Here is a 24,198-nt window from a genome sequence, read left to right as displayed (position 1 = left end):
TCTAGTTTTTACTGTAGCGAATCTAGGTCTCTTTGTAGGCGGCACCGAGGTAGAGTTCTCCGACCTTCGGGTTCGTTAGCAAATCTTGCCCTGTGCCCTCAAAGCGATCGCAGCCACTTTCTAAAACATAGCCCCGGTCAGCAAATTCCAACGCCTTTTTTGCATTTTGTTCCACGAGCATAATCGCTTTACCCAATTGATTGACCGCTTTAATTTGTTCAAAAACACTAGCCACGAGGATCGGGGAAAGAGCTGCTGACGGTTCATCGAGGACGAGAAGATCCGGGTCTAACATCAAAGCCCGACCCATGGCTAACATTTGCCTTTCTCCCCCAGAGAGAGTGCCTGCCCGTTGTTTGCGCCGTTGTTTCAGCACGGGGAACATCGTATAAATTTGTTCCTTGAGATTTTCGAGGGAGCCAGACCGCACAAAGGCCCCCATTTCTAAATTTTCTTCGATACTCAAGTTGGCAAAGACGTTTTGAATCTGGGGGACGTAGCACATACCCCGTTGCACAATTTGGTTGGGACGCAGGCCAGTAATGGGCTTTCCTTTGAACGTAATGTTGCCTTGGTTGGGGTTCAGGAGGCCAAAAATCGTTTTAGCGAGGGTCGATTTTCCTGCGCCATTGGGGCCAATGACCACCACTAATTCTCCGGGAGCGATCCGAAAGTTAATGCCCTGGAGAATGTTTAGATCTTTGATATATCCTGCATAGACGTCATTGACGACCAAGAGATTTTCCGCAGTTGCCATAGATTTTGGGTAAAGATTGCCGATTTTCTCCCTAGCATAAAAGCAAATTGCCCCCCGGTTCACTACTGGGAGGCGAAATTTTGGATAGAGTGAGTGACGAAAAAAGATTATTCGGTGAGTTCGTCGTCTTGGCCGAGGAGTTGATTGATCAAGCTGGAAATAAAGGTCAGCACCAGGGAACCAATCACCGCCGGGAAAAAGCCATTGACTTCTAAGCCCGGTGTCAGGTAGCCGACTAACCCCAAGGCGATCGCATTGACAACCAGGAGAAACAGGCCGAGGGTCAAAATGGTCAAGGGCAGGGTAAAGAGGATCAAAATTGGTTTAACGATGGCATTCACAAACCCAAGGGCGATCGCCCCGATCAAGGCTGTGGTCAGGCCATTAATTTCTAAACCAGGGACAATGGTGGCTGTAAGAAAGAGGGAGCCAGCCGTCGCTAACCAAGTCAACAAAAACTGAGGCATAGTGAGTGCGGGGATGATATTTTGCTCCCATTCTATCGGGACTTTTTGACCATTAGGGCGTGACGGCGCAAACCTTAAACCTAAGCTTGTTTCCAGAAGTGAATAATTTCCCGCACATGGTTCAACACTTGGCTATCTTCACTGAGTTGGGCGATCGCCGTCGTCGCTTCCCGGGCAAGTTGTCGGTGAGCTGCTTCATTGGTGGCTTCTAGTTGTTCGAGGGCGGCCCGCATTTTCGCTAAATCGCGTCGAAGGCTATGCCATTCTTCCTGGTGGGTTTGGCTATTTTTTTCGGTTGTTTCTTGTAGGTTTTGAACCCCAGCCTCTAGGGTCACAACCCGGTGACGCAATTCCACCATATCTTCCCGGGGATATTGAATTTGTTGGCGAATCGACATAAGACGTTGGGCAATAAACTGGTAAGCCCGCACCGCTGGCCGCAATGCTGTGAGCAATAACATTGCCCCGCCTGTGACATACCCCACCGGACTAATGCCCCAGGCCGCCAGACCATATAATCCCAAAGCCGAAAGCAGATGGAGGGCGATCGCCAACAGCAAACCAAACCGAGCAATTTTTGCCACATAGGCTAACTGTTGGGCATCAACGGGGATATTTTTCTGGCGAGAAATCACCGCCTCGGCCTTCGTCTCTTCCGCCTCGAAATAAATATTCCACGGAATTGTCACCACCGCCAACAGCCACCAAAAACTGGCAATACCCACCAGCCAATCGACTAAACTCCCCGCCGGAATCTGGAGCCACTGCAAAATGAAAAAGACCACTAGGGCGAGAAACCCCGACCCAAATCCAAAACTCACAAAACTGTAACTAACCATCAGATTTTTTTCTCCTGCCCCAAGGGCGATCGCCTTTGTTACCACCATTGTGGCGACCCAATCCCAGAAATTTTCTTGCCCTGTGCCACTTTTCGAACCGTCCAAAAAAATCCTCCCTTGAGGGAGGTGACCGATAGGCCGGAGGGTGTCTTCTCCCCTTGAGGGAGGTGGCCGATAGGCCGGAGGGTGTCTTCTCCCCTTGAAGGGAGCTAGAGGGGTGTTTCTTGAGGGGTGTTCTGCCTACAAAGGCCGATACACCCGATAATCAATATTCGGGAAAATGTTATCCATCTTCTCAATCTTTTCGAGCCAACCCGCATCAATCTTGCCGACCTTTACATCCTCATAGATTTTTTCCAAGCGTAACACATGACTCTTTGTGCGTCGTTCCGCGTAGGGAACCATAGTACCTGTGCGCATAATAAACGCCCAATCCGATGACTGTGCCAACAGCAACTCCCTAGCTGCTTGGTTCAAGGCCCGTTCTTCTAGTTCATCGGCTGGTTCCCGCGTCGAAAGCTCGATCATGCGTTCCGCAGCCTTATGGAGATAGGGATAAATCCAAGCATTCGTCTGGTTGAGCCAATATTCATGGAATCCCTTGTATCCCCAACTCGATTGGGACGGCACAGCCACCTGTTGCGTCGGCTCCATTTTTAGATAATCCGCCAAGTGGGTCATCTGGTAGGTATTTTGGTCGTACCAAGACTTGCGGAAAAAGTAATCCAAGAACCAGGGGCCTTCGTACCACCAGTGGCCAAACAATTCCGCATCATAGGGAGACACTACAATCGGGTGACGCCCCATCATCTTATTCAGACGCCCAATTTGTTGCTCCCGGTTGTACATGAAGTTGCCCGCATGTTCTGCCGCTTTTTCCCTCGCCCAGTAGGGATCATAAAGGCCTTTTTCGGATAAACCACCATCACGACTGGTGATCTTGTGGTACTTGATCCCCGTATTTTTCCGCTGGCCGTTGGGCATAATGTAGGGCTTGATATATTCATAGTCCGCTTCCCAACCGAGATCTTTATAAAACTCTCGGTAACAGACATCGCCCGGATAACCCACTTTCGATGACCATACCTGCTGGGAAGACTCATGGTCCCGGCCAAAGGCAGCCACCCCTGTTTCGGTGAAAATCGGCGCATAGTTACCATAGCGGGGACGGGGACGCGCATAGAGAATGCCGTGGCCATCGGTGAGGAAGTACCGCAGTCCCGCATCGGCGAGCATCCGCTCCAAACCTTCATAATAAGCACATTCAGGCAACCAAATGCCCTTGGGGGGACGCCCAAAATTCTCTTCGTAGCTTTCACAGGCCACCTGCAATTGTGCCCAAACTGCCTGGGGGTACATCTTCATCAGGGGGAGGTAGCCATGGGTGGCACCACAGGTGATGATTTCGAGGTTGTTACTGTCCTGGAACTGCTTAAAGGCCGTCACGAGATCCCGGTCATAGTGTTCCCAGGTGTCGAGGATGGCGCTAAATTCTTTGTGGTAATACTCCGCTAAATATTTAATGTGACCGTTGTATTTGTTATGAACAATTTCCTTTTCGACCAGCTCCATTAACAGCTTCATGTGGGCGTCGTAGCGGTCTTGGAGGAGAGGATCCCGGAGCATCGCCACCAAAGGTGGGGTCATGCTCATCGTAATTTTAAAGTCGATCCCATCTTGCTTTAGCCCTTCAAATACATGAAGCAAAGGGATATAGGTTTCAGTAATTGCTTCAAATAACCACTCTTCTTCAAGGACAAAATCACTTTCGGGGTGACGGACAAAGGGGAGGTGGGCATGGAGAACGAGGGCAACGTAGCCTAAAGCCATAGTGGTATTCCTTCCTTAAAAAGAGTCGCTTGCTGAACGATTTTGAGGCGTCGGTGTCAATTTCCATTAGATTCTAAAACGATTTGGTCAATGCACCGCATCTAACTCAAGTTTGAGGCTCTGGGAACATGGGGTAATTGGTCCTCTACGGATTACAATGGGTTTTGGAGTAAGCTCACCATAAACTGTTCTTTTCCCCTAGATTGTGCATGGTAGACAGATTGTGGATCACTTACTTTCTTGGGGCGAATTTGTCTTGTTTGAACTGCCTGTGTCTGCTGAAGATCAATCTCAACTTTCACCTGTTACGGCCGAGATACAACTGCGATTGTTGTTGTTTACGGATGAGCGTTTGGCCCATCGGAGTGAGATCAAGCGGGTGCAAGATTGCCTTGAGCGTTTGCGGCAGGAAACGGATTTTTCTTTAGAAATTATCAATATCAAAGATCAACCCCAACTGGTGGAATTGTATCGTTTGGTGGCGACGCCTTCGCTAGTCAAGGTTTTTCCGGAGCCGTTGCAGGTGTTTGCGGGCAGCAATATTTTGCCCGATCTAGAACGCTGGTGGGGACAGTGGCTGGATACGGTGGCGGCATTAAAAAAACAGCTTGGCGATCGCCAATTGGCTGAGGTTGAACGATGCGATCGCCGCTTGGCTGCGTCCCAGACAGAACATTCTAAGGAAGTAATGCGCCTGTCCGACGAAATCTTCCAATTGCAACGGGAAAAAGAAGCTCTCCTCAAGCAAATTGAATTTAAAGATCAAATTTTGGCGATGCTGGCCCATGATTTGCGCAGTCCCCTCACCGGAACGTCCATCGCCATCGAAACCTTAGAAATCCTCTCAAAACGTCCGGAAACGGAAAAAACAGTTGGGTTGCGGGGGCAACTTTATCAGCAGGCGAAAAACCAACTCCAGATCATGAACCGGATGATCACAGAGCTGCTCCAAGAGTCACGGCAACTGCTGACCAAATTAGATGTTAAGCCCCAGCCGATGGCCCTGAGTCCCCTATGTCAACAAATCACAGAGCAAATTCAGGAGCGGTTTCAACGTAAATCAATTCAATTAGTTTTAGATATCCCCCGGGATCTGCCGGAGGTTTATGGAGACCGGGAATTGATCCGGCAGGTCATTGTCAATTTACTAGATAACGCCATCAAATATAGTCCTGAAGGGGGCCTCGTGCGGCTTGTGGGCCTCCATCGCACCCTCCAACAGGTACAGGTGAGTGTGATTGATACGGGCCATGGTATCCCGGAGGAGGAACAGGAAAAAATTTTTGAGGGGCATTTTCGTCTTAAGCGAGACGCCACCCAAGAGGGCTACGGTCTGGGTTTGGCCGTCTGTCGGCAAATTATCCAAGCCCACCAAGGCCGCATCTGGGTCGATAGTACCCCAGGCCAGGGCAGCGAGTTTCACTTTACGCTTCCGGTGTCAGGCGATCGCCAAGCTTAATGATTTCTGTGCAGTATTGATCGAGTTGGGCCAGGCGGGCTTGGATCTGTTGTTGTTTTTGGCTTTGGGTGCTGGGACTACGGCTGCCCTGGAGAAAGATTAAATCGGTATTGAGGAGCCGCAACCCCCGATACAATTCCGTGTGGAGCGATCGCCAAGCGCTATAGATTTTTTCAGGAAGCTGTTCCCCAGTGAGGGGGGCTAACTGGGTTTCCCAAAAGCTGAGGAACCCTTGGCCCTGACGGACTAAAGCCCCCGATTCCTGTTGGAGGGGCGTTAAATCTGTGGCCAGGGTTTGCAAATCGATTTTTAATTGTTGATAGGCAGAAAAATTCATCGGGTAGATAGTGCAAATTTAGAGAACAAACAAGCCATCAAAACTGTATCAAAATTAATCTTTCCCAAAATATTTTGTGCAAACCTAAACTTTTCAGTGAGAATTAAGGTATTTAAAATAAACTTAATCTTCGTTTAAAGCTTATTGTTGAAGTTTTCCGCTTCATCCTTCTGTTCTCAGGAGTCGGCCCCTAGCTTTCCCTTGGCTACCTCGGAGTGTGGGCTAAGGTTTTCCTAAGTATCGCCTTTGATTACAGCTTCTTTATCGAGTCCGCTGTCGTTGTTGTTTTTCTTCCCCCCTGTGTTCCTATGACTGCCTCTTCCGTTCAATTAACTGCCGCATCCGAAACAGAAAAATTTGATGTGCCGCTACCTGCTTGGTTGAAAAATTACCTTTATCAGCCAGAGCAATTGGTCGGGGTCTCCGAAGGCGATCGCCAACTTATCGGTGAAGCCTTCCGCTTTGCCCATGCCCTCCACGAAGGTCAAACCCGTAAATCTGGCGAGCCTTATATTGCCCATCCCATTGCCGTAGCAGGATTGTTGCTCGACTTGGGTGGTAATGGCGCAATGATTGCGGCGGGATTTCTCCATGATGTGGTCGAAGACACAGAAGTTAGTCCCGAAGAAATTGAAGAACGCTTTGGCGCTGAAACCCGCAAGCTTGTCGAAGGGGTAACCAAACTCACCAAATTTACTTTTTCCAGCAAAACAGAACGCCAAGCAGAAAATTTCCGGCGGATGTTCCTTTCCATGGCTGAGGATATCCGCGTGATCGTCGTGAAACTCGCCGATCGCCTCCACAATATGCGCACCCTCGAACATCTGCGCCCCGATAAACAAGAGCGCATTGCCCTCGAAACCCGCGAAATCTTTGCGCCCCTGGCCAATCGCTTGGGGATTTGGCGTTTTAAGTGGGAACTAGAAGACCTCTGTTTTAAGTATCTAGAGCGGGAAGCCTACCGTTCGATGCAAAAACACATTTCCGAAAAACGCACCGAGCGGGAAGCCAAACTCGAAGAGGCCATTGAAATTATCCGCGATCGCCTGCGTCACCTGGGCCTCCACGTCTGGGAAATCAAGGGTCGCCCAAAACACCTCTACAGCATCTATCACAAGATGCAACGACAGCACAAAGAATTTGACGAAATTTTTGACATCGCTGGGATTCGGATTATTGTCGAAACCAATGACGAATGTTACCGTGCCCTGGCGGTGATTCATGATGCCTTTAAACCGATTCCTGGACGCTTTAAAGACTACATTGGCCTGCCGAAGCCCAACCGCTACCAATCCCTCCACACCACCGTCGTCGGCTTAAATGGTCGCCCCCTCGAAGTGCAAATTCGCACCATGGAAATGCACCACATCGCCGAATACGGGATTGCCGCCCACTGGAAATACAAAGAAGCCGGTCATTCCGCCGCTAGTTTCACCTCCGAAGACGAAAAATTCACTTGGTTGCGGCAACTGATCGAATGGCAAAGCGACCTCAAGGATGCTGAAGAATACATTGATAACCTCAAGGACAATCTCTTTGAAGATGATGTGTATGTCTTTACCCCCAATGGGGATGTGGTGGCCCTGGCCAAAGGAGCCACTTCCATCGACTTCGCCTATCGCATTCACACCGAGGTGGGGAACCACATGAAAGGGGCGCGGATCAATGGCCGTTGGTCGGTGTTAGAAAAGAAGCTCCGCAATGGCGATATCGTCGAAATTATCACCCAAAAAAATGCCCACCCCAGCCTCGATTGGCTCAATTATGTGGTTACTCCCAGTGCCAAAAATAGAATTCGCCAATGGTTTAAGCGATCGCGGCGGGATGAAAACTTAGCACGGGGCCGCAGCTTACTCGAAAAAGAATTAGGGAAAACGGGCCTCGATTCGATCCTCAAATCCGAGGCGATGCAAACCGTTGCCCACAAGTGCAATTACCAAAACACTGAGGATCTGTTGGCGGCTTTGGGTTACGGCGAAGTCACCCTCAACCAAGTGGTGAACCGCTGGCGGGATCAAGTGCGCGACCAGGAAGAAGAACATCTCCCCCAACTGGAACTAGAGGCTTCTTTAAACACAGCGACGAAACCGGCCAAGCCCCTCCAAGATAGCCATAAATACCCCATTGCTGGCATTGAAGGATTGGTTTATACCATCGCCAGTTGTTGTGCGCCCTTGCCCGGCGAACCGATTATCGGCATTGTCACCCGCAGCCATAAGGGGATTTCTATTCACCACCGCAGCTGCGCCAATGTGCAAAACTTCGATGGCGATCGCCTAATTCCTGTGAGTTGGAATCCCAGCATCGACCAAAAGCACGCCCCGGTCTACCCTGTGGATCTCCGCATTGAAGTCATTGACCGGGTGGGAGTCCTGCGGGATATCCTGTCACGCCTGAGCGATCAGCACATCAACGTGCGGAGTACCAATGTGAAAACGAGCCACGGCCAACCAGCGATTATTTCTTTGCGGATTGAAATTCGTAATGCCCAACAACTGGCCCACAGCATTAATCAAATTAAAAATATGAGTGACACATTGAATGTGCGCCGTGTCACCCAAATCGAACAGGAATAGCATGTTAGAGCATATTTTAGGTGATCATACTGAAAATCTCTGAAAGGTCGCCAAATTAACATTAGAGGGGCGATTGCTAGGGCAGTAACCCGCTAGAATAACCATATAATTCTTTTTGTGCCCTAGAATCTATGACTGCTGATTCTGCCTCAATGCAGGATGATCAACCGTTAATTCTTGTCATTGATGACGATCCAATTTCGCGTCGCCTGATTCGTTTTTGGATGGAAAAAGAAGGTTATGCCGTAGCTGAAGCGGTCAATGGGCAAGAGGGGCTAGAGATATTTCAACAAACCATGCCAGATATTATCCTCTTGGATTTTATGATGCCTGTCATGGATGGTTTAGAGTTTTGTAATATCTTTCGACAGGTACAAGCTAGTACTGAAATCTCATCTTCAGAAAGCCCAAAGTTTCAGCAAGAAACGTTGCCACTCTACCAAGAGTTAGTCGCTTATCAGCAAGCAGAAGATCTACTCACCAAGATTGCCCGCACTCCCATCTTGATGATTACTGCCCGGGAGGATGATGAGTCAGTCACCAAAGCCTTTACCGCCGGAGCAACGGACTTCATCACCAAACCGATCCACTGGACAATTTTGCGCCAACGGGTGCGCCACCTCATTTATCAAGCAAAGCTCTACCAACGTTTGGAAGCGACGAATGTGCAATTGCAACGGTTAGCGGCTTTAGATCCTTTGACCCAACTGGCGAATCGTCGGGTGTTTGATTTGGTTTTAGAACGCCAATGGCGACTGATGCTCCGAAATCAAATTCCCCTCTCGATTATTTTCATTGATGTGGACTTTTTTAAAAATTACAATGATACCTATGGCCACCAAGCTGGCGACCATTGTTTATTTGAGGTGGCCCAGGCGATCGCCAGCCAAGTGAAGCGACCCACAGATTTAGTTTCCCGTTATGGTGGCGAAGAGATCATCGTCATCTTGCCAGATACCCCCGGTGTTGGGGCGCAATTATTAGGAGAAAATATCATCGAGCAAGTCCGCAGTTTGCAGATTCCCCACCAGAGCTCTTTGGTAGCGCCGATTGTCACGGTCAGTTTGGGGATTGCCTCCATTGAACCAGGCTGTGTGACGACGAATCCAGAAAAATTTGTCGCCCTGGCGGATGTCGCGCTATACGAAGCCAAGGCCCGTGGTCGTAATCAAATGGTCGCTAAGGTGTGGGGCCAGGATTAATCACTTGATAAATAGCAGAGTAGTCTGCCTCGGCGAGATTTAGGGCGATCGCCTGCTCGATAATTTCTCGAATGCCTTCTAGCCCCGTGGTCTCAAGGCCGACGGTTTTTGCGGCTGCCAAAAAGAGCCTAGTATCTTTGAGTAAATGCTTTGTGGGGAAGTTGGGATTTGCAAAGGTGCGATCGCCCATGCGGGGCAGTTTTTTATCAAAGGTGGGGGCATAGAGGGCACTATCTCGCAAAATCCCCATAAATTTATCAAGATCGACTTTTTCCCGTTGAATTAATCCTAAACTCAGGGAAAAACTAGCTGTTAAACCTGCAATCAACTGATTTAAAGCCAATTTCAGGGCTGCTGCTTGACCTACCACACCAATATATTTCGGGTCTTGCCCCAGGGTTTTAAAAATTGGCAAACAGGCTTGGAATAATGTTTCTTCGCCCCCGACCATCACCAATAATGTCCCTTTTTTCGCTTCGGGAATACTACCGAGGACGGGAGCTTCTAAATATTGACCCTGGCGTTCTTGCACTGCTTTGGCGATCGCCTTACTTTCTTCTGGGGCAATCGTCCCCATCTGGATAATTGTTTTCCCTGTAAAAAAAGTATCTGCGTTTTCTAAGAAGACCGTTTGGATTGCCGCCGCATCACTGAGGGTCAAAATTAAATAATCACTGTTGGCGATCGCCGTTTGGGGATTCGTCGTTACCGTTAAACCTTGTTCTTCCAGAGGATTCAGTTTTTCTGCTGTCCGGTTGTAGGCGGTCACCAAAAAATTTTCCTGGGCCAATTTCAAGGCGATCGGTGTCCCCATTAGCCCCATCCCAAAAACACTAATTCTCATCAAATTCTGATTCTATAGACATCACTTACCATCTTCTCTCAATACCCTCCCTTAGAAAAACAGAGTATGAAGGGAATTAGAGAAGCATTAATCCTCCCTAGAGGGAGGTGCCGCAGGCGGAGGGTGTCTCTCCCCTAGAGAGGAGTTAGAGGGGTGGGGTGGGGGTGTCCAAAAAGAAAACCCCACCTGGAGGCGAGGCTTTCTCAAAATCAAAAAGTGTGAGAATTAAATCTGTCTAAACAAAGTTAACTGGTTTAGAAAGTGAAGGTAGTGCGGAGAGTACCGATGATGGCATCTTCTTCACCCAGCACACCCTGAGCAGCATCCTTCAACCAGATTACGCCAGGAGTGATGGAGATTCCGTCGGTGAGTTGGTACTTATAGAAACCTTCAACCTGCAGAGGAGTCTTGAGATCACCTTCTGCGAGGTAAGGAGGAGCACCAGCAAAGAGACCAAGAACGTTACCTTCTTTACCGAGGTCGTTGAAGGCTACACCAAGACCGTAGCTCCAGATATCAAAATCACTGTCTGTACCAGCAACTTTAGCATCGGTGTACATCCCATAAGCAGCGAGGGAAATACGGTCAGTAATGTCAAACTTACCTTGAACACCGTAGCTATTGGCTTCAGTGCCGAACAAGCCAAGAGCGTTCGCCCAAGCTGTACCATTTACTGCAGAACCACCACCGAAGTCATAGATAGCACCGCTGTCGTGGTAGCTGTTGACGTAGGTTACACCCAACTCAGCTCGATCGCCGAGGTTGAAAGCAATCTGTGCTAGTGCACCGTATTCACCGTTGAACAGACCATTGCTTTCAGTGGAATCGGCTGCTTCATCAGCGAGGTAACCCAAGGAGATATCAACGGGGCCAAGAGGCATGTTGAAACCAAGACCGGAACCACCACCAATGGTGTAGATGGGGCTGGATGCAGCAAGTTGAGTTAGAGAACCGCTACCGCCGGTGAAGTCTTCAAGGCCAGTTGCGCCGAAGGTTGTGCTGGTGTAGTCACTGTGGAGACCACCAAAAGCTGCGAGGTAAACATTCGCTCTGCGGAGAGGGAAGTAGTAGGCCAACCAGTCGATGACAACATCATTGCCGTTGTCGAGGTTGAAGGTTTGGAAGCCAGGACCTGCACCAATATCAGGTAAGCCTGATTCGCCATCTGGGTCTACGAGGCCGAGTGAGGTAGGAGATAAAGACGCGGAGTTACCAGCAGTCAAGCGAGTGATGAGAGTGTCTCTACCAGTGAAGCTGGTTTCAAGGGTGAGGCGAACGCGGTCAGTGAAAGTCGTTTGAGTATCATCATCATCGTTTCCAACAATGTTCAGATTCGACAAAGCCTCGCCTAGATTTCCAACTGAGTCATTAGTAAGAGGGTTTCCTTCAAACTCGAAGTCTAGTGCATTGGTGTCACCGAAGCTGTCGCCAATGGCGAAGACAACTTCACCTTTCAGTTTAGTTGTGGTGGAGAATTGATTATCTTCAAGGAATTCAACGCGACCTTCGAGGTCATCGACGCGAGCGCCTAGGGTAGCCAGTTCCGCTTCAAATTCGTTGATCAAGCGACGCAGTGCAGCGAGATCTTCCTGAGTGGGGCCATCACTGCCGTTTTGGATCATCCGCTCGATCTGTTGTAAACAAGCGTTCAGACCAGCGGCAAATTCATAACGGCTAAGGGGACGGTTCCCACGGAAGGTGCCATCGGGATAACCAACAATACAGTTGTAGTTTTCGACTAGGTTACGAAGCGCATCAAAAGCCCAGTCAGAGGGAGAAACATCGCTGAGTTGGAAAACGCTGTTTACCTGAGCAATGTCACTACCTTGGCTGTAGGTGTTGACTTGATTGAGAAGTTCGCTGTTATTTGCTTGGGCTTGGGCGGTGCCAGCAGTGGTAACGGAGACGCCGACAGCAGCAGAAGCAATGGATAGAGACTTCCAGAGAGATAAAGATGTTTTCATTTGTTTTTCCTCACACATTAGGCACTAGATTCTGAGATTTCAGATTAGGCCTTTGTATCAATCATATTAGCTCAAAATTTTGGATTGGGAATGGATTCGTCATAAGAATTTTTTGATGATTCCTTTACCTATCCATTAAGTAAAAGTTACCTGAGAAGTTTTGTCAGAAATGTTACAGCATAGCCTCCTGGATTTTGAATCGATAGAGTGCTTGCGCTTATTTTTTTTCTTCCAGATAGAAAATCTAAAAACTTCCCAGATGTTTTTCCTTAAGGTTTTGTTTGAGGTGTTGGCGGCTTTTGACGTTTACAGTTGATCGAAAGTTCCGGCGAGATCAAAATCTTTTTGGGTAAGGCCGCCAGCGTCGTGGGTGGTTAGGTTTACGGTGACTTTGTTGTAGGAAATTTCGATGTCGGGGTGATGGTCGGCAGCTTCGGCCGGTTCGACGAGTTTGTTTACAAAGTCAATGGCCTCAACAAAGTTTTTGAACTTAAATCGGCGTTGAATTTTGTTATCAACCTTTGACCATTCAGGAAATTGACTCAATTGTGCTTGGATTTCGGTGTCGGTCAATCGGGTTGCCATGGAGAAAACCTCCTCTAAAAAACTATCCGCCCTTACTAGGGTTATCTCTACGATAACGAAGCAAGGGCGGTCTAGTCGGGTCTCTTTAGTTAAAATCTGACTGCCGGAAGGAACTCCGACTCTCTTAACCTACTCAACGGAGTAAGCAAAATTTTAGAGAACAGCCCCGGCACGCAGCCGATTTACTTTAACTGTGAGACCCATGTTGTTACTACTGTCATTCATGGGCATCACCTCCTATTCTCCGGCAGGTTTTATCCGGTAGAACCTCTTTATGCTGGCACAAGCATTTTGAAAATTCAACATTCTTTGTTGTAGCGGCACGCATGGCACCCTCCGCCTACGGCACCTCCCTCAAGGGAGGATCTTTTGGGGGCTTTCCGGAACACCGGCCAATTATCCCCTCCTGGGAGGGGTAAGGGGTGGGTTAACCAGCAGCCTACTGAGGCACCCCTCAAGAGGATACCATCCTCCGCCTACGGCACCTCCCTCAAGGGAGGATCTTTTAGGAGCCGGAACATCCTCCGGTCTTCGGCCACCTCTCTCTAGGGAGGATGTTTAGCCGACGACGACATCACGGATGCGCAGGGAGGGGCCGCCACAACCGACGGGTAAACCGCTTTGGCCCCCCTTGCCGCAACCACCGGATTCGTCCCAGTAGAAATCGTCGGCGATCGCCTCAATATTTTTCAAGGTTTTAAAGACGTTGCCAGAGAGGGTGACATCCTTGACGGGTTCAGCAATTTTGCCATCACGGATCATCCAAGCTTCCCCGGCGCTAAAGGTAAACATTTCGCCATTGGTCATGCCGCCGAGCCAGTTTTTCGCGTAGACTCCTTCTTTGATGTCCGTGGGTAAGTCGGCAACGGGCGTTTTACCCCGCTCGATCCAGGTGTTGGTCATGCGGACAATGGGCGGATAGTGATAGTTCAAACAGCGGGCGTTGCCTGTCGGTTTTTCGTCAAGCTTGCCAGCGGTTTCGCGGGAATGGAGGCGGCCCACAAGTTTGCCATCTTGAATCAATTGGGTCGTGCTGGCCGGAACGCCTTCATCATCGTATAGATAACTGCCGCGATGGCCGGCTGGGGCGGCTCCATCAAAAATCTGAAGATCTTCGCCACCAAATTGTCGGCCCATGCTCATGGTTTCGAGGAGATCGGGATTTTCATAGGCCATATCCGCTTCGGAAAGATGCCCAAAGGCTTCGTGGACAAATAGCCCGGTCAAAATGGGGTCAATGACAACGGTATAGGTGCCGCCTTTGGCTGCGGGGAGGGTCAATGAGTTAACGGCCCGCTGGGCAGCGCCTTTAACTTGCTCATCGAGGTTTTCTAGATCTTCGTAGGCTTTGCGGGATCCGGTGGTTTCCCGCCCGGTTTGCACCGTTTCTCCATCACGGGCCGTGGCGGAAAAACGCATTTCTAGATCAACCCAGGACTGTTCGATCAGGGTGCCCTCTGAAGTCGCCAAGATGGTGTGCTGGGTACTGTCGCCGTAACTGACCCTGGTGCTGGTAATCTTACCGCTCTGGCTCAAGAGCAAATCACTGTAGCGATCGCATAATTCTTTTTTCCGTTGTAAAGGGATGTGGCGTGGGTCGCTTCCGCTTAGGGGTAAGGAGCAAACCGCTTGGATTGGGTCAATGGGAGCCAAAAGTGTTTCATCATCACCGATTAAAATCGCGGCGGCGATCGCCTCTTCGATCCGGAGCTTCAGATTTTCGAGATTATTAAAGGCCGCAAACCCCCAACCACCTCTGTGACAAACGCGCACCTGGCCCCCAAGGGAGGTACTTTCACTGAGGGTCTCGATCTTATTTGACCGCAAAACAATACTGCTCCCCGCTGACTGTTCCAAACGAATCGCTAGAAAATCCACTTGATTTTTGTACCGTTGGATCAGATCCGTTAGCTGATCCTTGTACCCAGCCACAATTTTCTCCATTGCCTTCCCCTTAATCTGAGCGCTAAACATAGAACAATTTTGACATTAGCCTTAGATAATTGAGAAAGTGTCGATGAGATCCAAAAGGCTTGCCTTGTCTAAGTTTCCCACTTTGGCTAATCAAAAGTAATGCCATTGCCAACATATTCTTATCCAAGATGTAAACAATTGTTAAGTTTTTGTGTGTTAACCTTGACTCAAGGACAAAAACTAAACTTTCACGGAGCACATTTGTATGCCTTATACTCTCGATGCAGCAAGAAACATCTTCCCCAGTACATTAACTGCGGATGTTGTGCCGGCCACCAGCGCTCGGTTTAGTCAGCTGAGTGCAGAGGATCAACTGGCATTAATCTGGTTCGCTTACCTGGAAATGGGTAAGTCAATCACTATTGCTGCTCCTGGTGCGGCAAATATGCAGTTTGCAGAATCTACCCTTTTGCAAATCAAGCAGCTCTCCTTTAAGGATCAAGCCCAGGTAATGTGCGACCTGGCGAACCGTATCGATACGCCTATCAACCGCACCTATGCGACTTGGTCTGTAAATATTAAGCTCGGTTTCTGGTACCGCCTCGGCGAATGGATGGAAGAAGGCAGTGTTGCACCGATTCCCGCTGGCTACAAGCTGTCTGCCAATGCTTCTGCGGTTTTAGATACGATCCGTAGCCTCGAACCCGGTCAACAAATTACGGTTCTGAGAAATGCCGTTGTGGATATGGGTTTTGACCCAGCCAAGATGGAAGGCTATCAGCGTGTTTCTGAGCCGGTTGTCGTGCCGACGGAAATTGCACAGCGGGAAAAAATCGAAATTGAAGGTGTCGATAACCCCACAATTAACCAGTACATGACCAACCTCAATGCTAATGATTTTCCCGCATTGATCAGCCTCTTTGCAGAAGATGGTGCTCTCCAGCCGCCGTTCCAACGTCCGATTGTCGGCAAAGATGCAGTGTTACGCTTCTTTCAAGAGGAATGTCAAAATCTGAAACTCAACCCGAAGAAAGGGGTTGTAGAACCTACTGATGATGGTTACACCCAAATTAAAGTCACTGGTACCTGTGAAACGCCCTGGTTTGGTGCGGCGGTAGGCATGAATGTCGCTTGGCGCTTCCTCCTCAATCCGGAAGGGAAAATCTTCTTTGTGGCCGTTGATTTGCTCGCGTCTGCAAAGGAACTCCTCAACCTTGTGCGTAAGTAGTGAATGCTTGGATGAATTGCCCTAATTCTCAATAAATTCATCCCTGGTAACGTCCCAATTGGGGCGTTTTTTTGTCAGTATGGCGTGGTTGGAGGCAACATTTTGAAATTGATGCGGCAAGAAGAGGGTCTGGGACTATTGTGGGCGATCGCCATTTTCTCGGCTTGGCTGGGAAGTGCTGTGTATTGGTTGAGCCATCCGCTAATGGGGTTGTCCTGGTCTGGGATTGTTGCGGGAATTTTCGTTAGAACTTTTTTCCACACAGGTTTATTTATTTTGGCCCACGATGCCATGCACGCTAATTTGTTGCCGAGTTCTCCCCGTTGGAACCATCGCCTGGGCCGTTGGGGGGTCAGTTTGTACGCTTGCTTGTCCTACACAGACTGTATTCGCAACCATGCTAAGCACCATCGCCACCCTGCCCAACCCGGAGACCCGGACTTTCATAATGGGCGGCACCGTCATCCGCTGCTATGGTACTGGCATTTTATGGGGAAATATTTAGCGTGGCGGCAGTTTTGGGGATTTATGCTAATTTTCGGGGCGATCGCCTTACCGTTAAATATGCTGGGTGATGTGCCCTACGAAAATTTTTTTGTGTTTTGCCTGCTACCGATTTTTCTCAGTTCTTGGCAACTGTTTTTCTTTGGGACTTATTTGCCCCACCGCGATCGCCCCTCTCTCCCTAAACGCATCAGGAAACAGTCAATTGGGTGGCGAATTTGGTCATTTTTAAGCTGCTACCACTTCGGCACATTTCACGAAGAACACCATCGCCATCCCCATAAACCTTGGTTTCAGCTACCGGATCACGGTGTTTCTTAACAAAATTGTAATAAAAACCTTAAATTCCTGTGAGCACGTCGCTTGAGCGGTATTCGTGTCTCGGCGATCGCCGCCAAATTGCGGAATTATGAGAATCTAGACTGCGCTTTTGATACATAACTTATTATAATCAAGCCCATTAGTTTGAACTTACTAAAGTCAAAACGATACTTATTTTAAAATTCACTTTTTTACTTACCCATGCTAACGATGCCCACTGCGAATACTCAATGGTCACTGCAAGAAAAAACAATCGCCAAAGAAGCGTTTGAATTATCCTACCGCCGAGAAATTGCCGCAGTGATGGCCGAAGCAAAACGCCAGGCGACCCTCGCCGCAGACCCCGCTGATCTCTGGCAACTCAATGACTTTTTGAGTGCCCGGCGGCATTATCTAGATGGCAAATACGATTTCAGTCCCGAAAGCCTCGTCTTTACCTTCGCTCAACTCATTAAAGAGGGTTGGTTAGAACTGCAGGAATTAGACGGTTTAGCAGCCGATAAACTCTCGAAAATCCGCATCCTCACCCTAATGTAAGCTCTGGGCTAGGGCCTTGCGGCGTGGAATCGCATAGTTTAAAAAGTCCTTCGCCATGATTGTGTTGGGAAAAATAGCCCGGGCCTCAGCCAAAAGATCATCTAACGTCAGCTCATTTCCCGGCATATAACGGGGGCTAAAGTGGGTCATGATCAGTTGTTTCACCTGGGCTAAAAGGGCAACCTGGGCGGCCATCGTCGAAGTGGAATGGAGGCGATCAAAGGCCATCTCTGCATCCTTGTGGGCGAAAGTTGCCTCGTGAATTAAGACATCGGCATCCTGGGCTAACTCCACCGCCGCCTCACAAAAAACAGTGTCGGTACAATAGACCATTTTTCGGCCAATTTCCGGTTGACCACAGAGGTCTGAACCGTTGATTTTGCGGCCATCGTCGAGGGTGACGACTTTCCCTTTTTTGAGGTCGCCATAAATGGGGCCTGGGGGAATCCCCAATTTTTGTGCTTTAGCGAGGTTAAATCTGCCGGGACGATCCTTTTCAGTCACCCGATATCCAAAGGCTGTGACCCGGTGTTTGAGCGGTAAACAGGTCACTTGAAATTCTTTATCTTCAAAGACTAAGCCGGGTTTGACTAAATGTACTCGCAGGCGATCGCCAATGCGCATATAGGAATACTTTTCACAGGCCCGCAGATATTCTTCTAAACCAGGGGGGCCATAAATTTCTAAGGGATGTCCCGTCCCCGCAAGGCCCATGCTGGCGATCAGACCCATTAGCCCAAAGATATGATCGCCGTGCATATGGGTAATAAAAATGCGGCTAATTTGGGACGAACGGAGATCACTACGGAGAAGTTGGTGCTGGGTTCCTTCGCCACAGTCAAAGAGCCAAGCCTCGGCCCGCTGCGGTAATCGCAACGCCACACTTGATACATTGCGTGCCCGGGTCGGCACACCAGAACTGGTTCCTAAAAATGTGATTTCCATTTAGGTGATTTCCGTTGAGGCGATCGCCCATAATCTACATCCTATCCATCATAAATCTTCCCCAGAAGCAAAGTGGCCCAAAAAATCCTCCCTTGAGGGAGGTGGCCGCTAGGTCGGAGGGTGTCACTCCCCTAACCCCTCTCAAGAGGGGAAGAGTTGGCGGGTATGCTGGCAAGACCTATGAACTTCTCTCCTTGAGGGGAGCTAGAAGGGTGGCCCCAGAGGGAGGTGGCCGTCAGGCCGGAGGGTGTCAATTACTTATTGGCCTGAGCCCAAACACGGGTGGGCAAACCCCAAATATAAATGAACCCTTCTGCTGACTCGTGGTTAAACTTGTCATCGGCCCCGTAGGTTGCCAGATCCGGCGTGTAAATTGATTTTTCAGAACGACGACCGACGATCCGCGCCGTCCCTTTGTGAAGTTTGAGGCGCACCACACCCGTAACCCGTTCCTGAGTTTGCTCAATAAACGCATCTACGGCTTGCTTCAGGGGCGAGAACCACAGACCCCGATAAATCAACTCGGAATAAGTCTGCTCCATGCCGCGTTTGTATTGGGTCACATCGGCGGTGAGGGTTAAACTTTCCAAATCGCGGTGGGCATCCACCAGGACACACATCGCCGGAGATTCATAGATTTCGCGGGATTTAATCCCCACAACGCGGTTTTCGATCATGTCGATCCGGCCAATGCCATGGTTCCCGACGATCTCATTTAACTTAGAAATCAAAGCCACCGGGCCAAGGGCTTCGCCATTCACTGTCACTGGGACACCTTTTTCAAAACCAATCTCTAAATATTCCGGTTCATCGGGGGTGTCAGAAATAGCTTTCACCATTTCAAAAACCTCTTCGGGGGGTTCGCACATCGGGTCTTCGAGGGGGCCAGCCTCAATACTGCGACCGAGCAGGTTTTTATCAATACTAAACGGCGAAGATTTTTTCACGGGGAAGGTCAGCCCATATTGTTCACCATAGGTAATCGCTTCTTCCCGGCTCATGCCCCATTCCCGCGCTGGGGCGAGCACTTTGATTTCTGGGTTTTGCGCCAAAATCCCCAGGTCGAAACGCACTTGGTCATTCCCTTTTGCGGTACAACCGTGGGCAACGGCATCAGCCCCATATTTTTCGGCGGCCCGGACAAGCATTTTCGCAATGAGGGGACGCGCTAAAGCGGTGGCGAGGGGATAGCGATTTTCGTAGAGGGCATTGGCTTTAATCGCGGGGAAAGCGTAATCGGTAATAAATTCTTCGCGGCCATCTTCAACGAGGGAAACCACAGCCCCGGAATTTAAGGCTTTTTGTTTAATTGGGCCTAGCTCCTCGCCTTGTCCTAAATCTGCGGCAAGGGTAATTACTTCCTTGACGCCCCATTCGTGCATGAGATAGGGAATACAAACGGATGTATCGACACCGCCGGAATAGGCGAGGACAACTTTTTCTGCGCGACCCATAGTTTAAATACCGTATATAGATGAATCAAGGCAGATTATAGCTTGACATTGCCCTGGAAAAAGCTTGAAAAAACCGGACTTTTGCTGCTATCACAAAATGCTGACAACCTTCTCCCTAAAGAGACACCCCTCTAGCTCCCCTCAAGGGGAGAACTTTTTTTTGGGGTGGGTGAGGAGCCAGGTTTTGATGGTTTCGGCGATCGCCTCTGGGTGATTTTGGGCATCGTATTCGCTGAAACGGAGAAAAGAAACGCCTAGAGCTTCGAGTTTGGCTTGGCGATAAGCGTCTCGTTCTTGGGCAGCGAGGCTATTGTGGCTACTGCCGTCGATTTCGATGGCGAGCATCCAGTCCTTGCAATAAAAGTCAACGATAAATTGGTCGATGGGGCGTTGGCGCAGAAAGCTGACACCAAGGATTTGTTTTTTGCGGAGGTGTTGCCAGAGGATTATTTCGCCTTTGGTCATAGTTTTGCGGAGTTGGCGGGCGCGTCCGACGAGATGTTTGTTGTAGGGCAGAATTTTACGGCGCATAGGAAGGATGGTTTTTCTTTTAATCTTACGTTCTACTTTTTTTTGGACAGCCCTCTAGGGATACCACCCTCCGGTCTTCGACCACCTCCCTCAAGGGAGGATTTTTAGAACTTTCCGGAACACCGGCCAACTGTTCCCCTCTTGAGAGGGGTTGGGGTGGGTTAACCAGTAACCTATTGAGAACACCTCTCTAACTCCCCTGGGAACCCCCCCTCTGCCTGACGGCATCTCCCCCCGAAGGGGAGATCTATTTTTTGGGGGGGGTGATAGGAAAAGAAAGTGGGTGGGTAATTTAGGGTTAACGGATACATGATTCCGGTTGAGGCCGGGATAAGGAGATGCCCCCAAATGAAAAATTTCACTTTTAAGCTTCTGCAACAACTCAACAAGAAGAAAGCTGACAAAGGTTTTACCCTGATCGAACTGCTCGTTGTAATCATCATCATCGGTATTTTGTCTGCCATCGCTCTGCCTTCTTTCTTGAATCAGGCAAACAAAGCGCGTCAATCTGAAGCAAAACAAAATCTTGGTGCAGTCAATCGTGGTCAACAATCCTATTATCTAGAAAGACAACTTTTTTCGGATAATATTAATGGTCTTGGGCTTGGTGTAAGTATTGAGACAGAAAATTATTCTTACGGTGATACAAACGCAGCAGCGGCACTTACTGGTGGCGACTTTGATGATAGTTTTGATCCTGCGACAAATTCTGGTGTAACATATGGCGAGGCTGCAGACACCCGCAATGGCTTCCCTGGTTGGGATAAGTTTTCCGCAACCTTTGGTGTTGCCAATAATCAAGATGCTGTGCGTGATTATGTTGGTATTACTTATGTCATTCCAGCAACAGATACAGAAGAGGCTACGACAGTAGCGATTCTTTGTGAAGAAGAAACTTTACTAGATGGAGGTACTGCGCAAACTATTGGTATTGATGTTACTGAAATTAACGGTATTGACAATTCCAATGATCCTGTTAGTTGTCGGGGAACAGGCGCAGCTAATGAAGTTGTTGTTGGAAATAACGCTCAGAATGTTGGTCAATAATTCTTTTCCCGTTTCGGTTTTTATCTAAAACTTCTTTCTATTACGCGGTTTCTACAGCCGCGTTTTTTATTGCCTTTTTTTCAGCTTCTTCACATAACAAAGACAAAAAGATTCTTTGAGAGTGCTTTCAAATTATCAGAAATATCAAACACGTCATAAAAAATTTATGTTTTAAACTCACTGGTTTAGCTCCGCCATATTCCGAGGGGAAAACCCATTCTGCACCAGCTTTTCAAAAACTGCATAACAATCCCGCTGATCGCCCGCCTTCCTCGAAAAATACTGTCTGACAAACCATCTAAAGAGGTAAAATCCTGACCTTTGTTCGCTTCAAATCTAGCGTGATCAACGCTCCCGATTTCAATTCCGACGAAAATCTTTGCAAACTCTCCATAACGATTTGTCCAATCGATACAGGCAGCAAATCTTGAGTGCGTACCTGAAATACACTCGGTGAATTTGCTTGGGACGCCGCCAAAATTGCCCCAAAATCTAAATCATTCGTAAAAATAATCGCTTGATTTTCCTTTGCCCATTGAAAAATCACTGTATCAGGTGCATTAGGCTTACCGATTGTTGACCAGTGGCTCACCTTGAACCCATATTTTTGTAGATATGGAACCCAGAGTGGGCTAAGGTTCATGTCAATAATAATTCTCATGCCGTTGCTACGTTGACCTCATATTCCTCAGAACGCCAGGCCGCAAAGGCTAGTGCCGCAAGAATATCTTCCCTCTCCAGATATGGATAAGCCTCTAAGATAGCTTCTATCGAATAACCTGCCGCCATCAGACCAATAACCGTTCCTACCGTTACCCTTAAACCGCGAATACAAGGCTTACCGCCCATCACTTGAGGGTTTAGAGTGATGCGTTCTAAATGTTGCATAGTCGTTACTATCGTACTCGATGATTATCTTGATTCTATCTGCTTGACCCAAGTTGATTATTCTCCTCTACTGCTGAGATAAAATTGGGCTAACTGAGAAAAGAAAAACTTAAGGATGCAGATTAAAGGGATTAAACGGGGTCAGCAAATTGAGTTACTAGAATCATTAGATGTGCCAGACGGGACACTGGTTTATTTAGAAGTTGTCCCCGAGCGATCATCGCCTACACTTTGGTGGCAAGCTTTAAGTGAAATGCGAAGAGAGATTGAGGCAACGGGGGAAGGATTAGTTGATGATTCATTTTTAAGGACGCGAGATGAGTTATTTGCGGGCGAAACCGTAGAGTCCCTAGGGGAGCATATCTTGATGTTTGAAGCGGAACGTTCCCAGGAAAAGTCTGCATAATAACAGCTCTCTAGCTCCCCTCCAGTGACACCCCTCTAGCTCCCCTATGAGGGGAGAAGACACCCTCCGGCTAGCGGCCACCTCCCTCAAGACAAACACCCCTCTAGCTCCCCTCCAGGGGAGAATGACACCCTCCGCCTGCGGCACCTCCCTCAAGGGAGGATTTTTTACTCGTTCATGTTGCGGTACGTGGCGACGGCAGAAGGCGAGATACGATTCAGATAACGGAAAATCCAATATTTTAAGACCGTATCCAGGATTACAGGGAAGGTTGCAATAAAAAGGAAATTAAAATCTCTGCTCTCCGCAATACCAAAATGTTTCGCCACATTTTCAAGGATAATTTCCCAACCATGGGGGGAGTGATAACCCACAAAAATATCCGTAAACAAAATAATAAGAAATGCCTTTGCCGAGTCGCTAAGGCCATAGACAATTTCATCTAAAAAGCCCTTTAACATCGCAATTTCGCGCTTACTAATTAACAAAATCCCCACAAAAGCAAAGAAGCTAAAAATATCTGAAAAAATATTTTCGTAGGCGTTGTAACTTTCGGCGCGATAATCCTGGGCGATTTCCGTCGCTTTTTCTTGGATTTTTTCGGTAATTTCTGCCTCTGTGAGAGCTGGCGCTAACCCTACCAACTGCCGCATTTCTAAAGTTGCTCGGTAATGCTCTAACTCTTCAAAAGCTTCATTTTCAAGATCGGAATTTACGAACAATGCCGGGCTTGCCTCTGTGAAAAAATGCTCCTCTACGAAAGGCGTAATCGCAATTTTCGCGAGCTGATGCACCAACAAGGGCACAATCACGAGGGTGAGGAGAAACCGAATCGAAACAGCGGTTTTGTTGCGCGATCGCCGAAATTTTGTGACGACTTCTGCTTCTGCTTCGTTGGACTTGGGATCGATCTCCCGCTGGATTCGGGAGAATGTCCGCATAATGGAGCGGGGTACGAGACCTGTTTTGTCCGATACCGTTTCCACCTTGGGTTTGTCATCGGGGCGATCGCCATTGGTTTGGACAGTCTCGTCATTGAGGGGAACAAGGGCAACGGATTGTTTTGACAGACCACGGCCATAGCGTCCGGTGATTTCGTCAATGAAGCGCAGTTTCTCGATAATCAGGGTCGGCTTGTCGGCAGCATCCGGGTAGTAGATATTGCTCGCTTTTTTTTGGATTGTTTCCTCGGAGACGGGCACGACAGTATTAAAGGAGCGAAATTCCCGCAGGCGCACCTCGATAATTTTGAGTTGTTTGCGCACTTCCCCTTGGAAATAGCGGATCACACTGTCGCTATAGTCGGCATTGCGGCCAGAAACGGGTTTGCCACCAAAGTGTTCGAGTTCAATGGCCTGGATATTGAGGGCGGCACGGTAGGCTTGCTCCAGGGCACGGTCTGGGGTGTCGTAAAACCAGCGGCGGGCTTTTTTGATGAAAGTGCTTAGATTCATTGGGTTTAGATTTTCTTGTATGGCCTGGGCAGACACCCACAAACTATTTTTTGGGATTCCTTATAAGGGCCACCTCTCTAACTTTCCTGAAGGGGCCACCCCTCTAACT

At 48.7% G+C, this 24,198-nt stretch carries 23 protein-coding genes; 8 read left to right on the top strand and 15 right to left on the bottom strand.

Going from position 1 to position 24,198, the window contains the following annotated elements:
- Positions 1-22: 22 nt before the first annotated feature.
- The 4 genes from AACR41_RS04010 to AACR41_RS03995 form a co-directional block, all read right to left on the bottom strand.
- The gene (locus tag AACR41_RS04010; protein WP_030007684.1) at positions 23-757 is read right to left on the bottom strand and encodes an ABC transporter ATP-binding protein; all 735 of its coding nucleotides are present in this window, start codon (positions 755-757) and stop codon (positions 23-25) included.
- 107 nt (positions 758-864) lie between these two features.
- Positions 865-1,224 carry a phage holin family protein gene (locus AACR41_RS04005; RefSeq protein ID WP_012308408.1) on the bottom strand — a complete coding sequence of 120 codons (360 nt, stop codon included), beginning with the start codon at positions 1,222-1,224 and terminating at the stop codon, positions 865-867.
- An 80-nt stretch (positions 1,225-1,304) separates the two neighbouring features.
- A complete protein-coding gene (locus tag AACR41_RS04000) occupies positions 1,305-2,066 on the bottom strand; it encodes a hypothetical protein (protein ID WP_445260565.1) in 762 nt (253 codons plus the stop codon).
- Between the two features lie 237 nt (positions 2,067-2,303).
- Positions 2,304-3,893 carry a glycoside hydrolase family 57 protein gene (locus tag AACR41_RS03995; RefSeq protein ID WP_030007682.1) on the bottom strand — a complete coding sequence of 530 codons (1,590 nt, stop codon included), beginning with the start codon at positions 3,891-3,893 and terminating at the stop codon, positions 2,304-2,306.
- A gap of 271 nt (positions 3,894-4,164) precedes the next feature.
- Here AACR41_RS03995 and AACR41_RS03990 point away from each other — a divergent pair, with 271 nt between their 5' ends.
- Positions 4,165-5,352 (top strand): histidine kinase, encoded by a 1,188-nt coding sequence (locus AACR41_RS03990; RefSeq protein WP_030007681.1) that lies wholly within the window; start codon positions 4,165-4,167, stop codon positions 5,350-5,352.
- Here the strand turns inward: AACR41_RS03990 and patD are convergent.
- Positions 5,318-5,689 carry a heterocyst frequency control protein PatD gene (gene patD, locus AACR41_RS03985; RefSeq protein WP_052349700.1) on the bottom strand — a complete coding sequence of 124 codons (372 nt, stop codon included), beginning with the start codon at positions 5,687-5,689 and terminating at the stop codon, positions 5,318-5,320. The genes AACR41_RS03990 and patD overlap by 35 nt on opposite strands.
- A 308-nt stretch (positions 5,690-5,997) precedes the next feature.
- Here patD and AACR41_RS03980 point away from each other — a divergent pair, with 308 nt between their 5' ends.
- On the top strand, positions 5,998-8,265 hold the full coding sequence (locus tag AACR41_RS03980) for a RelA/SpoT family protein (protein ID WP_030007680.1): 2,268 nt from the start codon (positions 5,998-6,000) through the stop codon (positions 8,263-8,265).
- A 131-nt stretch (positions 8,266-8,396) separates the two neighbouring features.
- Entirely contained in the window at positions 8,397-9,467 is a 1,071-nt protein-coding gene (locus AACR41_RS03975) for a GGDEF domain-containing response regulator (protein ID WP_030007679.1), read from the top strand.
- Here AACR41_RS03975 and AACR41_RS03970 read toward each other — a convergent pair.
- From AACR41_RS03970 to AACR41_RS03955, 4 genes are all read right to left on the bottom strand, one after another.
- Positions 9,445-10,311 carry an NAD(P)-dependent oxidoreductase gene (locus AACR41_RS03970; protein ID WP_030007678.1) on the bottom strand — a complete coding sequence of 289 codons (867 nt, stop codon included), beginning with the start codon at positions 10,309-10,311 and terminating at the stop codon, positions 9,445-9,447. The two genes, AACR41_RS03975 and AACR41_RS03970, sit on opposite strands and share 23 nt — an antisense overlap.
- A 254-nt stretch (positions 10,312-10,565) precedes the next feature.
- Positions 10,566-12,275: an iron uptake porin gene (locus AACR41_RS03965; protein WP_030007677.1), complete on the bottom strand. Its 1,710-nt coding sequence runs from the start codon at positions 12,273-12,275 to the stop codon at positions 10,566-10,568.
- Between the two features lie 306 nt (positions 12,276-12,581).
- Positions 12,582-12,860 (bottom strand): 4a-hydroxytetrahydrobiopterin dehydratase, encoded by a 279-nt coding sequence (locus AACR41_RS03960; protein ID WP_030007676.1) that lies wholly within the window; start codon positions 12,858-12,860, stop codon positions 12,582-12,584.
- 558 nt (positions 12,861-13,418) lie between these two features.
- A complete protein-coding gene (locus tag AACR41_RS03955) occupies positions 13,419-14,804 on the bottom strand; it encodes a TldD/PmbA family protein (RefSeq protein ID WP_030007675.1) in 1,386 nt (461 codons plus the stop codon).
- A gap of 235 nt (positions 14,805-15,039) precedes the next feature.
- Between AACR41_RS03955 and AACR41_RS03950 the strand changes: the two genes are divergently transcribed.
- From AACR41_RS03950 to AACR41_RS03940, 3 genes are all read left to right on the top strand, one after another.
- Positions 15,040-16,002 (top strand): orange carotenoid protein N-terminal domain-containing protein, encoded by a 963-nt coding sequence (locus tag AACR41_RS03950; protein WP_012308397.1) that lies wholly within the window; start codon positions 15,040-15,042, stop codon positions 16,000-16,002.
- Between the two features lie 111 nt (positions 16,003-16,113).
- Positions 16,114-16,827: a fatty acid desaturase gene (locus AACR41_RS03945; protein WP_045442281.1), complete on the top strand. Its 714-nt coding sequence runs from the start codon at positions 16,114-16,116 to the stop codon at positions 16,825-16,827.
- 210 nt (positions 16,828-17,037) lie between these two features.
- Positions 17,038-17,364, top strand: coding sequence for a hypothetical protein (locus AACR41_RS03940; protein WP_030007673.1), 327 nt, complete (start codon positions 17,038-17,040; stop codon positions 17,362-17,364).
- On the opposite strand, the gene AACR41_RS03935 is transcribed toward AACR41_RS03940, so the two are convergent.
- The 3 genes from AACR41_RS03935 to AACR41_RS03925 all read right to left on the bottom strand — a co-directional run bounded on the left by AACR41_RS03935 (position 17,356) and on the right by AACR41_RS03925 (position 20,294).
- Positions 17,356-18,309 (bottom strand): ribonuclease Z, encoded by a 954-nt coding sequence (locus AACR41_RS03935; RefSeq protein WP_030007672.1) that lies wholly within the window; start codon positions 18,307-18,309, stop codon positions 17,356-17,358. The two genes, AACR41_RS03940 and AACR41_RS03935, sit on opposite strands and share 9 nt — an antisense overlap.
- Before the next feature lie 254 nt (positions 18,310-18,563).
- The gene (locus AACR41_RS03930) at positions 18,564-19,763 is read right to left on the bottom strand and encodes an argininosuccinate synthase (RefSeq protein ID WP_030007671.1); all 1,200 of its coding nucleotides are present in this window, start codon (positions 19,761-19,763) and stop codon (positions 18,564-18,566) included.
- A 141-nt stretch (positions 19,764-19,904) separates the two neighbouring features.
- Entirely contained in the window at positions 19,905-20,294 is a 390-nt protein-coding gene (locus tag AACR41_RS03925) for an endonuclease domain-containing protein (RefSeq protein ID WP_030007670.1), read from the bottom strand.
- A gap of 348 nt (positions 20,295-20,642) precedes the next feature.
- On the opposite strand from AACR41_RS03925, the gene AACR41_RS03920 reads away from it, so the two are divergent.
- Positions 20,643-21,341, top strand: a complete 699-nt coding sequence (locus AACR41_RS03920) for a type IV pilin-like G/H family protein (protein ID WP_052349699.1) — start codon at positions 20,643-20,645, stop codon at positions 21,339-21,341.
- A 298-nt stretch (positions 21,342-21,639) separates the two neighbouring features.
- Here the strand turns inward: AACR41_RS03920 and AACR41_RS03915 are convergent, their stop codons facing one another.
- Positions 21,640-22,002 carry a DUF5615 family PIN-like protein gene (locus tag AACR41_RS03915; RefSeq protein ID WP_030007668.1) on the bottom strand — a complete coding sequence of 121 codons (363 nt, stop codon included), beginning with the start codon at positions 22,000-22,002 and terminating at the stop codon, positions 21,640-21,642.
- Entirely contained in the window at positions 21,999-22,229 is a 231-nt protein-coding gene (locus AACR41_RS03910; protein ID WP_012308388.1) for a DUF433 domain-containing protein, read from the bottom strand. Before AACR41_RS03910 ends, AACR41_RS03915 begins: the two co-directional genes overlap by 4 nt.
- Positions 22,230-22,344: 115 nt before the next feature.
- Between AACR41_RS03910 and AACR41_RS03905 the strand changes: the two genes are divergently transcribed.
- Positions 22,345-22,635, top strand: coding sequence for a hypothetical protein (locus AACR41_RS03905; protein WP_030007667.1), 291 nt, complete (start codon positions 22,345-22,347; stop codon positions 22,633-22,635).
- A gap of 167 nt (positions 22,636-22,802) precedes the next feature.
- On the opposite strand, the gene AACR41_RS03900 is transcribed toward AACR41_RS03905, so the two are convergent.
- A complete protein-coding gene (locus tag AACR41_RS03900) occupies positions 22,803-24,089 on the bottom strand; it encodes a proton extrusion protein PcxA (RefSeq protein ID WP_030007666.1) in 1,287 nt (428 codons plus the stop codon).
- Positions 24,090-24,198 lie beyond the last annotated feature (109 nt).

The sequence above is a fragment of the Picosynechococcus sp. NKBG042902 genome, assembly GCF_963864045.1.
Classification (GTDB): Bacteria; Cyanobacteriota; Cyanobacteriia; order Cyanobacteriales; family MRBY01; genus MRBY01.
Note: the sequence above shows the minus strand (reverse complement) of the source record. Positions and strands in the feature narration are given on the sequence as shown.

What these genes read in the sequence shown, in the direction of transcription:
- AACR41_RS03940 (WP_030007673.1), top strand. Translation starts at nt 17,038, where the DNA reads ATGCCCACTGCGAATACTCAATGGTCACTGCAAGAAAAAACAATCGCC.
- AACR41_RS03905 (WP_030007667.1), top strand. Translation starts at nt 22,345, where the DNA reads ATGCAGATTAAAGGGATTAAACGGGGTCAGCAAATTGAGTTACTAGAA.
- AACR41_RS03910 (WP_012308388.1), bottom strand. Translation starts at nt 22,229, where the DNA reads ATGCAACATTTAGAACGCATCACTCTAAACCCTCAAGTGATGGGCGGT.
- AACR41_RS04005 (WP_012308408.1), bottom strand. Translation starts at nt 1,224, where the DNA reads ATGCCTCAGTTTTTGTTGACTTGGTTAGCGACGGCTGGCTCCCTCTTT.
- AACR41_RS03955 (WP_030007675.1), bottom strand. Translation starts at nt 14,804, where the DNA reads ATGGAGAAAATTGTGGCTGGGTACAAGGATCAGCTAACGGATCTGATC.
- AACR41_RS03935 (WP_030007672.1), bottom strand. Translation starts at nt 18,309, where the DNA reads ATGGAAATCACATTTTTAGGAACCAGTTCTGGTGTGCCGACCCGGGCA.
- AACR41_RS03900 (WP_030007666.1), bottom strand. Translation starts at nt 24,089, where the DNA reads ATGAATCTAAGCACTTTCATCAAAAAAGCCCGCCGCTGGTTTTACGAC.
- AACR41_RS03995 (WP_030007682.1), bottom strand. Translation starts at nt 3,893, where the DNA reads ATGGCTTTAGGCTACGTTGCCCTCGTTCTCCATGCCCACCTCCCCTTT.
- AACR41_RS03925 (WP_030007670.1), bottom strand. Translation starts at nt 20,294, where the DNA reads ATGCGCCGTAAAATTCTGCCCTACAACAAACATCTCGTCGGACGCGCC.
- AACR41_RS03980 (WP_030007680.1), top strand. Translation starts at nt 5,998, where the DNA reads ATGACTGCCTCTTCCGTTCAATTAACTGCCGCATCCGAAACAGAAAAA.
- AACR41_RS03945 (WP_045442281.1), top strand. Translation starts at nt 16,114, where the DNA reads ATGCGGCAAGAAGAGGGTCTGGGACTATTGTGGGCGATCGCCATTTTC.
- AACR41_RS03930 (WP_030007671.1), bottom strand. Translation starts at nt 19,763, where the DNA reads ATGGGTCGCGCAGAAAAAGTTGTCCTCGCCTATTCCGGCGGTGTCGAT.
- AACR41_RS03960 (WP_030007676.1), bottom strand. Translation starts at nt 12,860, where the DNA reads ATGGCAACCCGATTGACCGACACCGAAATCCAAGCACAATTGAGTCAA.
- AACR41_RS03975 (WP_030007679.1), top strand. Translation starts at nt 8,397, where the DNA reads ATGACTGCTGATTCTGCCTCAATGCAGGATGATCAACCGTTAATTCTT.
- AACR41_RS03965 (WP_030007677.1), bottom strand. Translation starts at nt 12,275, where the DNA reads ATGAAAACATCTTTATCTCTCTGGAAGTCTCTATCCATTGCTTCTGCT.
- AACR41_RS03970 (WP_030007678.1), bottom strand. Translation starts at nt 10,311, where the DNA reads ATGAGAATTAGTGTTTTTGGGATGGGGCTAATGGGGACACCGATCGCC.
- AACR41_RS03915 (WP_030007668.1), bottom strand. Translation starts at nt 22,002, where the DNA reads ATGAGAATTATTATTGACATGAACCTTAGCCCACTCTGGGTTCCATAT.
- AACR41_RS03920 (WP_052349699.1), top strand. Translation starts at nt 20,643, where the DNA reads ATGAAAAATTTCACTTTTAAGCTTCTGCAACAACTCAACAAGAAGAAA.
- patD (WP_052349700.1), bottom strand. Translation starts at nt 5,689, where the DNA reads ATGAATTTTTCTGCCTATCAACAATTAAAAATCGATTTGCAAACCCTG.
- AACR41_RS04010 (WP_030007684.1), bottom strand. Translation starts at nt 757, where the DNA reads ATGGCAACTGCGGAAAATCTCTTGGTCGTCAATGACGTCTATGCAGGA.
- AACR41_RS03950 (WP_012308397.1), top strand. Translation starts at nt 15,040, where the DNA reads ATGCCTTATACTCTCGATGCAGCAAGAAACATCTTCCCCAGTACATTA.